We start from the raw sequence: 14,751 nt of genomic DNA on the forward strand, positions 1-14,751 counted from the left end.
GCGCGGTTCCCCGCGCCCCTGAACCCGCGCCCCTGAAGGGGCCTTCCGCCCTTCAGGGGGCCGCAGCCGCGACTGAACACCTACTCCCGGCCGCCCGGGATCTCGCCCAGGTTGACCGGACGGTGCTCCAGCCGGGACAGCTCGCACGCCTCGGCCACGCGCAGCGCCTGCAGCGCCTCGCGGCCGTCGCACGGGTTCGCCCGCTCGCCGCGCACCACCTCGACGAACGCGGCGATCTCGGCCTCGTACGCGGCGGCGAACCGCTCCAGGAAGCCGGTCCACGGCTTGTCCGCCGGCGGCGGCCCGCTCGGCTCCGTGGACGCGACCGGCGTACGGTCGTCCAGACCGACCACCACCGTGTCCAGCTCCCCGGCCAGCTCCAGCCGTACGTCGTACCCGGCGCCGTTCACCCGCGCCGCGGTGGCCGTCACGAGCGTGCCGTCCTCCAGGGTGAGCAGCGCCGCCGCCGTGTCGAAATCGCGCGCCTCCCGGAACATCGGATGCCCGGCGTCCGACCCGGTGGCGTACACGGACGCGACCTCGCGCCCGGTCACCCACCGCACGATGTCGAAGTCGTGGATCAGGGTGTCCCGGTAGATGCCTCCCGAGATCGGCAGGTATCCGGCCGGCGGCGGCGTCTGATCGGCCGTCAGCGCCCGTACGGTGTGCAGCCGCCCGAGCCGGCCCGCCCGGACCGCCTCCCGCGCCGTGACATAGCCCGAGTCGAATCGCCGCTGGAAACCCATCTGCAGCACCGTCCCGGCCGCGTCGACCTCGGCCAGCGCGCCTAACGTGCCCGGCAGGTCCACCGCGACGGGTTTCTCGCAGAAGACCGGCAGGCCCGAGCGGGCTGCCCGACCGATCAGTTCGCCGTGGGCGGACGTCGCGGCCGTTATCACCACGGCGTCCACGCCCCAGGTGAAGATCTCGTCCACGCCCGGCGCCGCCGTCTCGCCGAGGCGATCCGCGAGGTCATGGGCCCGAGCAGGGTCGACGTCGGTGATGATCAGAGAGCCGACATCACGGTGGCGGCTGAGGGTGGTCGCGTGGAACGTCCCGATACGACCCGCCCCGATGAGTCCGATGCGCATGGGAAACAAAGTGGGGGCGTACCTGCCGCCGTGTCAATGGTTTGTCCGGACAACCGAACTACGCGGCTTCCCGTCTCCCAGCACCGGGGCTACGCTCGGCCCGTGCCGAAACCAGAAGTGGATCCGACCGTGTCGCTCCAGCTCAGCGTCGACCGCAGCAGCCCGGTCCCGCTCTACTTCCAGCTGTCCCAGCAGCTGGAGGCCGCGATCGAGCACGGCGAGCTGACCCCGGGCAGTCTGCTGGGCAACGAGATCGAGCTGGCCGCCCGCCTGGGCCTGTCCCGCCCGACCGTCCGCCAGGCCATCCAGTCCCTGGTCGACAAGGGCCTGCTCGTACGCCGCCGCGGCGTGGGCACCCAGGTCGTCCACAGCCAGGTCAAACGCCCCCTGGAACTCAGCAGCCTCTACGACGACCTGGAGGCCGCCGGCCAGCGCCCGGCCACCCGGGTCCTGGTCAACGCCACCGTCACCGCCTCCGCCGAGGTCGCCGCCGCCCTGGCCGTCGCCGAGGGCAGCGAAGTCCACCGCATCGAGCGACTCCGTCTGGCCCACGGCGAACCCATGGCCTACCTCTGCAACTACCTCCCCACCGACCTGCTCGACCTCGACACCCCGCAACTCGAAGCCACCGGCCTCTACCGCCTCATGCGGACCGCCGGCATCACCCTCCACAGCGCCCGCCAGACCATCGGCGCGAGAACGGCGACCCCGGACGAGGCCGACCGCCTGGGAGAACCGGAGAACGCCCCGCTGCTCACCATGCAGCGCACCACCTTCGACGACACGGGCAGGGCGGTCGAGTACGGCACCCACATCTACCGCGCCTCCCGCTATTCGTTCGACTTCCAGCTCCTGGTGAGGGCATAGGAGATCTCCGTGCCGCGCTCCTGGAAAGCCCGGGGGCGCAGCCCCCGCTTTCCGGGGGCGCGGGGAACTGCGCGACCAGCCCCCACCGGACCCGCACCCGAAAAACAACCCATGGCACCCCCGGCCCCCACGCCGCACCAAGCGGAGCGCTAAGGCAGAATCGGCCCGATGAGCACTTACCGCGACTTCACCCACCGCGGCTCCGCGCGGGCCACCGTCCTGCGAACCGTGGGAACGCGCGAACGCCGCTCCCATCTGACGGCGCCCCGCGTCCCCACCGTCGGCATCGACATCGGCGGCACGAAGGTGATGGCGGGCGTCGTGGACGCCGACGGCAACATCCTGGAGAAGCTCCGCACCGAGACCCCGGACAAGTCGAAGAGCCCCCAGGTCGTCGAGGACACCATCACGGAACTGGTCCTGGACCTCTCGGACCGGCACGACGTGCACGCCGTCGGCATCGGCGCCGCCGGCTGGGTGGACGCGGAGCGCAACCGCGTACTGTTCGCGCCGCACCTGTCCTGGCGCAACGAACCCCTGCGCGACCGTCTGGCCGGCCGGCTCGCGGTGCCCGTCCTGGTCGACAACGACGCCAACGCCGCCGCCTGGGCCGAGTGGCGCTTCGGCGCCGGCCGTGACGAGGACCACCTGGTCATGATCACGCTCGGTACCGGCATCGGCGGGGCGATCCTGGAGGACGGCCAGGTCAAGCGCGGCAAGTTCGGCGTCGCGGGCGAGTTCGGCCATATGCAGGTCGTGCCCGGCGGCCACCGCTGCCCGTGCGGCAACCGCGGCTGCTGGGAGCAGTACAGCTCGGGGAACGCCCTGGTCAGAGAGGCCCGCGAACTCGCGGCGGCCGACTCCCCGGTGGCGTACGGGATCATCGAGCACGTCAAGGGCAACATCGCCGACATCACCGGCCCGATGATCACCGAGCTGGCCCGCGAGGGCGACGCGATGTGCATCGAACTGCTCCAGGACATCGGCCAGTGGCTCGGCGTCGGCATCGCCAACCTGGCCGCCGCCCTCGACCCGTCGTGCTTCGTGATCGGCGGCGGCGTCTCGGCCGCCGACGACCTGCTGATCGGCCCCGCCCGGGACGCCTTCCGCCGCCACCTCACCGGACGCGGCTACCGCCCCGAGGCCCGCATCGCGCGCGCCCAGCTCGGGCCCGAGGCCGGCATGGTGGGCGCCGCCGACCTCGCCAGACTCGTCGCCCGCCGCTTCCGCCGCGCCAACCGGCGCCGGGTCGAGCGGTACGAGCGCTACGCGCGGTACGTGGAGGCCCGTCGCACCACCCAGGACACCGCGTGACCGCCGCGGTGCCCCACCAGGGCTCTTCCCCCGAGGAACCGGAGCGGCCCGCCGAGGACCGCCGCCACATGATCCGCCGCCGGGCGATCACGCTGGCGATCATCGTGCTGCTCATCGGCGTTCCGGCCGGCTATCTGGTGATCTCCGCCAACCAGAGCCGCGACAGCGGCAAGGACAAGGAGAAGAAGTACTCGGCGACCGGCCTCACCGCCCACTGGCCCTCCCGGGTCCAGCAACGCCTCTACCAGGTGCCGATCCCGCCGTACTCCAAGCACGTCGCGTACTACGAGACGAACAACTGGAAGACCAGCCGCCTCTACGTGCAGTTCTATACGAGCAACGAGGGCCTGGAGAGCTTCCTCAACCAGATCGGCGCCGGCACGGGCGACCTGGTCGAGGACAGGGCCGCGATCAACTCCCGCGACCGGGGGATCGTCGGCTGGGACTTCACCGGCCCCGGCCCCTGGTACGGCCTCGTCAACGACCAGAAGAACCCCGCGCCCACCCACGACATCGTCGTGAACCGGTCCAACCCGGACCATCCGATGGTGTACGTGGTGTCGCGAACCGTGCCCTGACCTGCCCGGACACCGACGTGGACAGACCTTCGCCCGCTCGCCGCGGCCGATTGTCAGACCCCGCCCGTAGAGTCGGAGACAACTGATCGAGTCGAAGGCGGCGATCGGAGCCGGACCGGAGACGGCTCATCCGACGGGGGACGGGAGGTGACCGGACGCATGTGGGACACGGCTGTTCCCGAGGCGGACACGGACGTCCCCGCGCGGACGCAGGTCCCCGTCCGGCTGCCCGCCGTGTTCCTTCCCGCCCCGCTGCCCCGGCACGGCAGGTTCGCCTTCTGGGACCCGGCGGGCGCGGAGCCGCCGCCGGGCGCCGTGGAGGACCTCACCGTCGTACGGCCCCACGGCTCCGGTGCCCGCAGGGGCACCGTCCCCGCCCGGTGCCTGCCGGTCGGCGAGGCCCTTCCCCTGCTCACCCGGGCCCGCCGCGACCCCGCCGCCCACCCCGCCACGGCCTGCTGGGGCGCGGCCGCGCTGCACGCGGTGCGCCTGATCGCCCGGGGGCGGCTGCTGCCCGGACTGACCGCCGACGGGTACGACGCGTGGCGGGCGGGCCCCCTGGATCCGGACGACATCGCCCACCTCAGAGCCATCGCGGCGGCCCTGCCGTACGAGGGCCATGCCGTGCCGCTGCCCGGCAAGGGACCGCTCCGGCTGCCCGAGCCGGAAGCCCTGATGCGGTCCTTCCTGGACGCGGTCGCCGACACGCTCCCGCGCGGCCCGGCGGCGCCGTACGTCTCCGGGAAACCGTTCGCGGCGTACGCCGGACAGCGGCTGCCCCACGCGCGCGACTGGGCCGCCGAGGTCGCCGCGGGCATGGACGCGGGCGTACGGATCTCCCTGCGCCTGGACCTGTCGGCGTACGACCTCTTCGACGACGCCGAACGGGCCCCCCGGGCGGGCGCGGCCGTCGTCCAGGTGCACAGCCTCGCCGACCCCACCCTCGTCGTCGACGCGGCGGCGCTGTGGGCGGGCGACGCGGACGCGGCCTTCGGGCCCCGAGCGCGCGTGGACGCCGCCCTCGCCGTCCGCCGCGCCGCCCGTGTCTGGCCGCCCCTGGACCGCCTCTCCGAACAGGACGTCCCCGACGTCCTCGCCCTCTCCGAGGACGAACTGTCCGACCTGCTGGGCGTCGCCGCGACCCGGCTCGGCGCGGCCGGCGTCGCGGTGCACTGGCCCCGGGACCTGGCCCACGACCTCAGTGCCCGCGCCGAGGTGCGCCCCGCGCCCGGCTCCGCCACGGACGGCACCGGCTTCTTCGAGAGTGAGGAACTGCTGCGGTTCCGCTGGCAGTTGGCGCTCGGCGGCGACCCGCTCACCGAGACCGAGATGGACACCCTCGCCGAGGCCCACCGCCCGATCGTCCGCCTGCGCGACCAGTGGGTCCTCGTCGACCCGGCCCTCGTCCGCAAGGCCCGCAAACGCGAACTGGGCCTCCTCGACCCGGTGGACGCCCTCTCCGTGGCCCTCACCGGCCAGGCGGAGGTCGACGGCGAGGTGGTGGAAGCGGTGCCGGTCGGGGCACTGGCGGCTCTCCGCGACCGCCTGACGGCCGGCCTCGGCCCGGTCGAGCCGCCGCCGGGCCTCTCGGCCACCCTCCGCGACTACCAACTCCGGGGCCTGGCCTGGCTGGACCTCATGACCTCCCTCGGCCTCGGCGGCTGCCTCGCCGACGACATGGGCCTCGGCAAGACGATCACGGTCATCGCCCTGCATCTGCGCCGGGACCGCACGGAACCCACGCTGGTCGTCTGCCCCGCCTCCCTGCTGGGCAACTGGCAGCGGGAGATCACCCGTTTCGCCCCCGGCGTCCCCGTCCGCCGCTTCCACGGCACCGACCGCTCCCTGGACGACCTCGGCGGCGGCTTCGTCCTCACCACCTACGGCACCATGCGCTCGGCCGCCCCGCACCTGGCCGCCCAGCACTGGGGCATGGTCGTCGCCGACGAGGCCCAGCACGTCAAGAACCCCTACTCGGCGACCGCGAAGGCCCTGCGCACGATCCCGACGCCCGCACGCGTGGCCCTCACCGGCACCCCCGTCGAGAACAACCTCTCCGAGCTCTGGGCGCTTCTCGACTGGACGACCCCCGGGCTCCTCGGCCCGCTCAAGTCCTTCCGGGCCCGGCACGCCCGCGCCGTGGAGAACGGAGAGGACCAGGAGGCGGTCACCCGTCTCGCCCGTCTGGTCCGCCCCTTCCTCCTCCGCCGCAAGAAGTCGGACCCGGGCATCGTGCCCGAACTCCCGCCCAAGACCGAGACGGACCACCCCGTCCCCCTCACCCGCGAGCAGGCCGCCCTGTACGAGGCCGTCGTCCGCGAGTCGCTGCTCGCCATCGAGACGGCGGAGGGCATCGCCCGCCGGGGCCTCGTCCTGAAGCTCCTCGGCGCCCTGAAGCAGATCTGCGACCACCCGGCGCTCTATCTCAAGGAGGAGGTGGGCCAGGCCGCCGCGGACCGACTCGCCGCCCGCTCCGGCAAACTGGCCCTGCTGGACGAACTGTTGGACACGCTGCTCGCCGAGGACGGCTCGGCGCTGGTCTTCACCCAGTATGTCGGCATGGCCCGGCTGATCACCGCCCATCTCGCCGCCCGCGCGGTCCCGGTCGAACTGCTCCACGGCGGTACGCCGGTCAAGGAGCGCGAACACATGGTGGACCGCTTCCAGAGCGGAGCGACACCGGTCCTGGTCCTGTCCCTCAAGGCCGCCGGAACCGGTCTGAACCTGACCCGCGCGGGCCATGTCGTCCACTTCGACCGCTGGTGGAACCCCGCCGTCGAGGAGCAGGCCACCGACCGCGCCTACCGCATCGGCCAGACCCAGCCCGTCCAGGTCCACCGTCTGATCACCGAGGGCACCATCGAGGACCGCATCGCCGAGATGCTGGAATCCAAGCGCGCCCTCTCCGACGCCATCCTCGGCTCCGGCGAGGCGGCCCTCACGGAACTGACCGACCGCGAACTGACCGACCTGGTCTCGCTGCGGAGGTCGACATGAGCGGGGGCGCGGGGACGCCGGGCGGTGCGCGGGCGTGGACCGGGGACGAGGCCGAGGTGAAGGCTGTGTCGGGCGAGTCTGCGGGAGCGGAGGCGGTACCGACGGCGCCGAAAGCCGGAGAGCCTGCGGTGGAGGAGCCCGAGGGGGCGGGGGGTGTTCCGGCGGAGACCGGCGGGGCCGGGCCGTCCGACGAGGCGGACGCGGAAGGGACGTCGGGTGCGGGCGGGCCCGCGTCCGGCGCCGGGGCCCGACCCGCCGACGCGGCTCGCCGGGCGTTGCGGGCGGCACGCGACCGTGACGGCCATGGGGCGGAGGCCGGTGAGCGTCGGGGCTCGGGCTCCGTGTCGGGTACCGCTGCGGCCGGGCCGAAAAGGGCGGCCGGGGTCCGGGCGGCAGCGCAGTCCGCCGCCCGCCCTGGAGACGTGGCACGGGAGGCCCTGCGGAGGGCCGCGGAGGCCCGGGCGAGGTCGGCGGGTCAGGAGGAGGAGCAAGAGCCGACGGGGGAGCGGGGCGCCGCCGGGACGGCGGGGGCGGGCGCGGCCGAGGCCGAGGCGGGCGCACGCAGCGCTTCCGGGGCACGGGCAGCCGAGGACGCTGCGGCGCGGGGGCGCCCGTCGGACGCTCTCACCGCCGGTGAGGGGGGCGGTACGTCCGGCGCTGAGTCCGGGGCGGCACGTGTCGTCGGCGCACACCCCGGTTCGGAGGATACGCCGAGGGGTGGCCCGGGGGCGGCCAGTGCCTCGGGTGCGCACTTCGGTGAGGCTGCTGCTTCGGGTGCGCACTTTGGTGAGGCTGCTGCTTCGGGTCTTCGCTCCGGCACGGGCACTGCCTCTGGTTCTCGTTCCGGCGCGGGCACTCCCTCGGGCTTTCACGCCGGCGCGGCAGATGCCTCCGGCGCTCACGCACGTGCGTCCGAGGCAGATGTCTCCGGCGCTCACGCGCGAGCGTCCGAGGCAGATGTCTCCGGCGCTCACACGCGACCGTCCGACGCGTCGGACGGTCGCTCCGGCGCGGCAGATACGTCCAGCGCTCGCTCCGGTGGGGCCCACGCGTCGGATGCGCCTTCCGGTGCAGCGAGTACCTCTGGTGCTCACGCCGGGGCGGCGAGTGCTTCCGGCGCTCGTTCAGCGGAGGGCGTTGCTTCGAAGGCTCGTCCGGGTGAGGCGAGCGGGGACCCTGTGCGTCCGGGGGAGGGTGTCGCCTCGGAGGCTCGCCCGGGTGGCGCGAGCAGGGACGCCTCGCCTTCCGGTGAGGGTGTCACGTCGGAGGGGCGGCCCGGTGGGGCGAGCAGGGTCGGCGGGCGGCCCGGTGACGTCGCCAGGGAGGCCTTGCGGGCGGCGCGCGATGCCGCTGAGCGGGCCCGGGCCGAGGCGGAGGCAGCAGGCACCCGTGCCGGGGGTGCGGGCAGGGGCGGCCGGACTGGGCGGCGGGGCGCCCCGTCGTCGGCCCGGCTGCGGACCGAGCGGGAAACGCCATTCAGCGCTGGCAGCGCTGCCAGCGGCGAGGGTGGCGAGGGTGGCGAGGCGACGGGACGCCGGGCCCCGGGGGACGCCCCGCGCCGCCGGGCCGCCGGAGGGGCCCACGAGGAGCGCCGCTCGGGAGACGCCGCCGGAGACCGGCCCCTACGCAACCGGGCGCGCGACCTACGCGAACTGCTCGCGGGTGCGTTCGAGTTGCCGGCCGAGGAGCCCGAACTCGGGGAGACCTCCGCCGTGGAGCCGTACACCGACACCGGGTGGGACGAGCAGGCCGGTGAGCCGTCGCCGTCTCACGCGAACACGCCCGGCGACCGCGCGTCACGTGCCCAGGCCGCCCAGGCCGCCCAGGCCGACCCGGAACCGGGATCCGGACCCGACCTGCCCGGCACCCCACGCCAGGACCCCGCCTCCTCCGCAGCACACCTTCCGGACGCCCCCACCACGCCCCGCGTCCCCCGCACGATGGCCGCGCCCTCTCGGGACGGTGAACTGCGGCGCACCTTCCGCCCGTTCGCGCCGCGAGCCTCCGCCGGGGAGGCGTTCGCGGAGAGTTGGTGGGGCAACGCGTGGGTGACGGCGTTGGAAGAGGGCGCGTTGGACGCGGCACGGCTGGCGCGCGGACGGGCGTACGCCGACAAGGGGAACGTCGACGCGATCACCGTCACGCCGGGGCTGGTGCTGGCGTATGTGCACGGCAGCAGGCCCCGGCCGTACCGGGTGCAGCTGCGCCTGCGGACGCTGGACGACGCCGAATGGGACCGCTTCCTGGACGCGGCGGCGGAACAACCGGGCCACATCGCCGCGTTGCTGGACAAGGAGCTGCCCCACACCCTGGCAGGGCCGGGCCACCGACCCGGAGCCGGCGGGGGCGTGAGCCTGCTGCCCGGCGCGGGGGAGCTCGAACCCCGGTGCAGCTGCCCCGACTTCGGGCACCCCTGCAAGCACGCGGCGGCGCTCTGCTACCAGACGGCGCGGCTGCTGGACGAGGACCCCTTCGTGCTGTTGCTGCTGCGGGGCCGGGGTGAGCGGGAGCTGCTCGACGCGTTGTCGCGGCGGAACGCGGCCCGTGCGGCGCGCGCCGCGCTGGAGCAGGAGCCCGCGCCGCTTCCGGGTGTGCGGGCCCGTGACGCCCTCGCGCCGCGCACCCTCCCGCCGTTGCCCGCTCCGGCGCCCCCGCCGCCGCACCCGGAACAGCCGCCGGTCTACCCGGGCGCGCCCGGGGGCCCCGACCCGTTCGCGTTGGACCAGTTGGCGACCGACGCGGCGGCTCGCGCGCACGCGTTGCTCACCACGGGACGAGACCCGGTAGCCGAACTGACGCTGTGGCAGGACGCGGTGCGACTCGCCGCCGCACGCCCCGGCTCCGGTCTCACCGCCACCACCCGCGCCCTCTACTCCTCACTCGCCGCGGCCACCGGTCGCACCCCGGCCGACCTGGCCCGCGCGGTCGCCGCCTGGCGCCAGGGGGGCTTGGAAGGGCTGGCGGTCCTGGAGGAACCCTGGGACCCGCCGGCCGGCCGCTTCGACCGCGCCCGCCCCCTGCTGCTCGCCGCGGACCTCCCGGCCTTCCGCCCCTGGCGCAACCACCTCACCCATCCCCACGGCCATATGCAACTCCGCCTCGGCCACGACGGCCTGTGGTACGCGTACGAGTCCGAACCGGGCCGCGACGACTGGTGGCCGAGAGGCACCCCGGACCTCGACCCGGTGGGCGCCCTGACCGGCCTGGGCACCCCCGACGACTGACGAGGAGCGCCCGTCGTACCACGGCGGGCAGTGTCCGGCGAGGGCACCGTTGCCCTCCCCGGCACTCCGGCGCTCCGGCACCCCGCCTCCCGCCTGCGGTCGTACGGTCGATGCGCACCGGGACGGAGACCGGAAAGCGGGTGGGCGAAGCGGGGGGTGCCGGCTGCGCGAGTCCCGTGCTCGTCGCTGCGCCAGTGCGCGTCGTCCCGGGGTCGGCCGCACGGTCCGCCGGCGTGCCGCCACCCGTCGCCGTCCGCGAGGACGCGTCCGTGGCTGAATCGGCCGCCGTCGGCTCCGCCGAGCCGAGGCGGCGGGGCGCGACGAGCGTGGCGAGATCCTGCCGCAGGGCTCCCGTTAATGGGCGACCATGGTTTGGGGAAGTACAGGCGCGGGCATGGTGCGGCTCTTCAGCACCTCAGGTTTTCGGGTGTCTAAAGGAACGGAAGTTGCGGTCCGAAAAGGGCTTGATTCGCACTCCGATATGGCGTGAACCATCCCGAATCCGCGATAAAAGACGGCGGGGCCAAGCTTCTTTGCAGCTACTTCCGGGCAAATTTTGCTCAAGTTCCGTGGAGCGGCCACGCAGGCTTTGTTAAGCTTCTGACTAACCGGCTGGGGATCGTTTCTGCCTGCCGTGGAAGCGCTTACTGTTCCTCTTCGCGTGACCGGCCGAAGAGGGATTCGAAGGGGGAACTGGGATGCGTGTCCTAGTGGTCGAAGATCAGGAAGAGGAATCGAAGTCGCTGGTCAAAGGGTTGCAGCGACACGGCCACGACATCACGGCCGTCAGATCGGGAGCGGAAGCGCTCGCCGAGCACCCGAGTGTCGATCTGGTACTTCTCGATTTGGGTCTGTCTGATATGGACGGTCTTGAAGTTTGCCGACGTATACGATCCGCGAGCGATACACCCATCATATCCTTCACCGACCGGTCGGCTGCGGTCGATAAAATTCTAGGGCTCCAAGCGGGCTCTGACGACTGTCTCGACCGCCCTTATGTCTTTCGTGAGCTGATGGCTCGAATCGATGCTGTCATGCGAAGAAGTAGAACGCGACGGATGGCCGCAGTCGTCCGTGGTGGACTATTGATCGACAGCGATGCCCGGGAAGTCAGGCTCGACGGGAAACTCGTCGAGGCGACTCGCAGGGAATTCGACCTGCTGCACTATCTCGCCAGTCGGCCCGATGTGGTGGTCTCCCGGCAGCGGCTGATGGTCGACGTGTGGGGCCACCCTTCGCAGGTCGAGTTGGGTGCGCAGGCCAGCCGGACCATCGACACGCATGTCAGTTCTCTGCGCGGCAAACTGCGCGACCCCGACTGGATCATCACGGTGCGAGGCGTGGGCTTCCGGTTCCGGCCGAACTGACCGGACCGACGCCCCGCACCGGTCGTGGACAGCCGGTGTCGGGCGGCGCCTTCAGGCTCGTGGCGTGCCCTCCAGCAGGCCGGCGAGGACAGCGGGATCCTGGATGAGGGAGACCGGTGGACCTTCGCCGGTGACGAGTGTGGGCACGCCTCGGATCCCGCGCTCGACGGCACTGCGCTCATCGGCGCGCACGTGCTGGGTGAACGCGTCTCCGGCCAGCGTCCGGCGGACCTCGGTGGGATCGAGGCCCGCCGAGACGCCGAGCGCCGCGAGGACGTCGGGGGCGGCGATGTCGAGGCCTTCGGTGTGATAGCCGTGCAGCAACGCTTCGAGGGTCTGGTCGGCCAGGTCGTGGGAGGCGCCCAGACGCACCAGCCGATGGGCGTCGAAGGAGTTGACCGGCCGCGCCTTGTGGAGGTTCAGTTCCAGCCCCTCCGCCGCCCCGAGAGCCTGGATGTGCTCCACGCGAGCGGCTGCCCGCTCCGGGCTGCTCTGGTACTGGGCGATCACTTCCGCCGCGGTCGGACCGGCCACGGCGCTGCCGTCGGGGTCGAGTTCCAGACTGCGCCAGACGACCTCCACGTCGCCCCGGTCCGCGAGGGCCGTCGTCAGTCGTCGCTTCCCGATGTAGCACCAGGGGCACAGGATGTCGAAGTACACCTCGACGCGCATGAGGAGTCGTTCCTTTCAGTCAGTGACCGGGGCGGGGGCCGCTGCCTGATCGGTCCGGACGGCCTCCTCCGGCTGGTGGCGGCGGCGGAGTGTCAGAGTCAGGAGCGCCAGGGCCACGAGGAGCGGGATCAGGATGAAACCGTGCACATGGACGCTCTGGGTGAACGCGTCTCGTGCGGTCTCCGCCAGCGCGGCTCCCTGCTCTCCGGGAAGCCGCTGGGCGGCCTCCAGCGCCCCGGCCAGCGTCTCGTGGGCGGATCCGGCGAGGTCGGACGGTATGCCCTTGGGCGTGTGGTCGGCCATGTAGCCGCCGTAGACGGCGGTGGCGACGCTGCCCAGGATCGCGATGCCCAGGGCACCGCCGAGCTCCGCGCCCGTCTCGGATATGGCGGACGCGGCCCCGGCGCGCTCCGGCGGTGCGGCCCCCACGACCAGGCCGGTGCCCAGGGCCATGAACGGCGTCAGACCGGCGAACAGCAGCACCGACCCGGCCACCAGGACGCCCGGACTCCGGTCCACCTGGGTGAGCATGACCGGCCCGAGGACGGCGAAGGCCGCTCCCGCGCTCATGAGCACCGCCGGATGGAACCGGGCGGCCAGACCGGACACCCACAGTGCCACGACGGTCCCGCTCACCGCGCTGGGCAGCTGCCACAGCCCCGCCTCCAAGGGGCTCAGCCCCAGCACCAGTTGGAGGTACTGCGAGGTGAGCAGGCTGGTGCCGAAGAGCAGCACACCGACCACCACCATGCCTCCGGCCGAGACCGCGAAGGAGGGGATGCGGAAGAGGCCCAGATCGAGCAGCGGTGAGGTGAGCCGTCGCTGGCGGCGCACGAACGCCGCGCCGACCACCAGTCCGACGGCGATACAGCCCAGGGAGGTCGGTCCGAAGCCGTCGACGGCCAGGCTCTTGATCCCGTACACGATCGCGAGCGGCGTCAACAGGGACATCGCCACACTGGTCAGGTCCAGCCGGCCGGAGTCCCCGGAGCGGAACTCGGGCATGAGGAACGGGCCCGTGGCGAGCAGCAGGGCCATGGTGGGGACGGCGACGAGGAAGACCGCCCCCCACCAGAAGAAGTGGAGCAGTGCCCCGCCGACGAGGGGGCCGAGCGCCCCGCCGCCCATGAAGCTCATCATCCAGATCGTGATGGCGAGCGTGCGCTGTCCCGGATCCCGGAACATGTTCCGAATGACCGAGAGCGAGGACGGCGCCAGCGAGGCGGCGGCGACGCCCTGGACGGCGCGCGCGGCGATGAGCATGCCGGCGCTGGTGGAGTACGCGGCGAGCACCGAAGCGGCGGTGAAGGCCACGGCGCCGATCAGCAGGATCCGCCGGTGCCCGAGCCGGTCGCCCAGCGTGCCCATGGTGATCAGGGAGCCCGCGACCATGAACCCGTAGATGTCGGTGATCCACAGCAGTTGGCTCGCGCTGGGATCCAGATCCTTGCTGAGGGTCGGCAGCGCCAGGTAGAGCACCGACATGTTCATCATGACCAGAACGGCCGGAACACCCAGGACGGCGAGTGCGATCCACTCGCGGGCGCCGGCCCGCTCCGGTGGCTCAAGCGCCCGGGAACTCATCGGGTGCCGCCGTTCGGACCGGCGACGAGCAGCGTCTTGCCGACGGTGGAGCGGCTCTCGATCGCCGCGTGGGCCGCAGCGACCTCGGAGAGTGCGTAGGTCTGGCCCACGATCGGCCGCAGTGCGCCGTCCGCCGCGAGGCGCAGCGCCTCTCCGATGAGGGCGTGGGTCTCGGCCGGGCTCGGTGCCGAGAACAGTCCGAGGACCCGGATCGACCGCTCGTCCAACTGCTGGGTGTCGAGGTCGGCGTCCGCGCCGCTGGCCATCCCGTACACGCTGATCCGGCCACCGGGCCCCAGAGCCCCGGCGGCGTCGGTGCCGATCGCACCGCCGACACCGTCGAACACGACGTCGAGACTGCCGTCGGCCGAGTCCCGGACCCGCTGGAGCCAGTCGGGCTCGGAGTAGTCGACGAAGGCAGCGCCCAGCGAGGTGATGAGCTCGGCCTTGTGGGCTCCCCGGGCCGCACCGATCACCCGCGCGCCCGCGCCGACCGTCAGCTGGAGGAGAAGACTTCCCACGCCGCCGGCGGCCGCCTCGACCAGGACGCGCTCACCCGGTTTGATCTCCGCCTGCTTGAACAGCAGCAGCGCTGTGCGTCCGTCGGCCAGCAGCGCGACCGCGTCCTTGAGGTCCACGCCCGGGGGGACCGGGACCGCCTCCTCGGCCCGCGCCAGGGCGAGTTCGGCGTACCCGCCCTCGCCGCCCGTGGTGGTGACCACGACGGTGCCCGTCAGGGCCGGGTCCACATCGGGACCGACGGCGACGACACGGCCGCCCACGCCGTTGCCCGGTACCCGGGGCAACGGCGGCTTGCCGAAGGGGCCGTTGCCGGAACGGACCTGGGTCTCGACGAACGTGACACTCGCGTACGCGACCTCGACGAGTACCTGCCCGGGGCCGGGGACGGGATCCTCGACCTGCTGGACGCGCAGGACTTCAGGTCCTCCGAACTCCTCCATCACCACGGACAGCACGGTTCCTCCAAACGGATAGTTTCGCTTCGTTTGAAAACTATAACGGAGCGATTCGCTTCGCAAGCGGTTAGGGTGGGCCG

General features: G+C 72.8%; 9 protein-coding genes and 1 pseudogene. 6 read left to right on the forward strand and 4 right to left on the reverse strand.

Annotated elements, in window-relative coordinates; genetic code table 11:
- Positions 1-80: 80 nt before the first annotated feature.
- Positions 81-1,091 (reverse strand): Gfo/Idh/MocA family protein, encoded by a 1,011-nt coding sequence (locus RM704_RS04275; protein WP_033529890.1) that lies wholly within the window; start codon positions 1,089-1,091, stop codon positions 81-83.
- A 129-nt stretch (positions 1,092-1,220) separates the two neighbouring features.
- Between RM704_RS04275 and RM704_RS04280 the strand changes: the two genes are divergently transcribed.
- The 6 genes and pseudogenes from RM704_RS04280 to RM704_RS04305 all read left to right on the forward strand — a co-directional run bounded on the left by RM704_RS04280 (position 1,221) and on the right by RM704_RS04305 (position 11,438).
- Complete coding sequence (locus RM704_RS04280) at positions 1,221-1,958, forward strand: GntR family transcriptional regulator (RefSeq protein WP_192829772.1); 738 nt, start codon at positions 1,221-1,223, stop codon at positions 1,956-1,958.
- A gap of 168 nt (positions 1,959-2,126) precedes the next feature.
- Positions 2,127-3,272, forward strand: coding sequence for an ROK family glucokinase (locus RM704_RS04285; protein WP_033529888.1), 1,146 nt, complete (start codon positions 2,127-2,129; stop codon positions 3,270-3,272).
- Positions 3,269-3,850, forward strand: a complete 582-nt coding sequence (locus RM704_RS04290; RefSeq protein WP_033529887.1) for a hypothetical protein — start codon at positions 3,269-3,271, stop codon at positions 3,848-3,850. Before RM704_RS04285 ends, RM704_RS04290 begins: the two co-directional genes overlap by 4 nt.
- Positions 3,851-4,009: 159 nt before the next feature.
- The gene (locus RM704_RS04295) at positions 4,010-6,847 is read left to right on the forward strand and encodes an SCO1167/SCO6262 family helicase (RefSeq protein ID WP_033529886.1); all 2,838 of its coding nucleotides are present in this window, start codon (positions 4,010-4,012) and stop codon (positions 6,845-6,847) included.
- Between the two features lie 986 nt (positions 6,848-7,833).
- Positions 7,834-10,071 (forward strand): annotated as a pseudogene (locus RM704_RS04300) (SWIM zinc finger family protein); the annotation flags it as partial.
- A 698-nt stretch (positions 10,072-10,769) separates the two neighbouring features.
- Complete coding sequence (locus RM704_RS04305) at positions 10,770-11,438, forward strand: response regulator transcription factor (protein WP_033529885.1); 669 nt, start codon at positions 10,770-10,772, stop codon at positions 11,436-11,438.
- 51 nt (positions 11,439-11,489) lie between these two features.
- Here RM704_RS04305 and RM704_RS04310 read toward each other — a convergent pair whose 3' ends face one another.
- The 3 genes from RM704_RS04310 to RM704_RS04320 are packed head-to-tail and all read right to left on the reverse strand — an operon-like array spanning position 11,490 to position 14,671.
- The gene (locus RM704_RS04310) at positions 11,490-12,110 is read right to left on the reverse strand and encodes a DsbA family oxidoreductase (protein WP_033529884.1); all 621 of its coding nucleotides are present in this window, start codon (positions 12,108-12,110) and stop codon (positions 11,490-11,492) included.
- A 15-nt stretch (positions 12,111-12,125) separates the two neighbouring features.
- The gene (locus RM704_RS04315; RefSeq protein ID WP_052146271.1) at positions 12,126-13,694 is read right to left on the reverse strand and encodes an MFS transporter; all 1,569 of its coding nucleotides are present in this window, start codon (positions 13,692-13,694) and stop codon (positions 12,126-12,128) included.
- Positions 13,691-14,671, reverse strand: coding sequence for a zinc-binding dehydrogenase (locus tag RM704_RS04320; RefSeq protein WP_033529883.1), 981 nt, complete (start codon positions 14,669-14,671; stop codon positions 13,691-13,693). Before RM704_RS04320 ends, RM704_RS04315 begins: the two co-directional genes overlap by 4 nt.
- Positions 14,672-14,751: the final 80 nt, after the last annotated feature.

This window comes from Streptomyces gottesmaniae (genome assembly GCF_031845845.1).
GTDB classification, from domain to species: Bacteria; Actinomycetota; Actinomycetes; order Streptomycetales; family Streptomycetaceae; genus Streptomyces; species Streptomyces akebiae.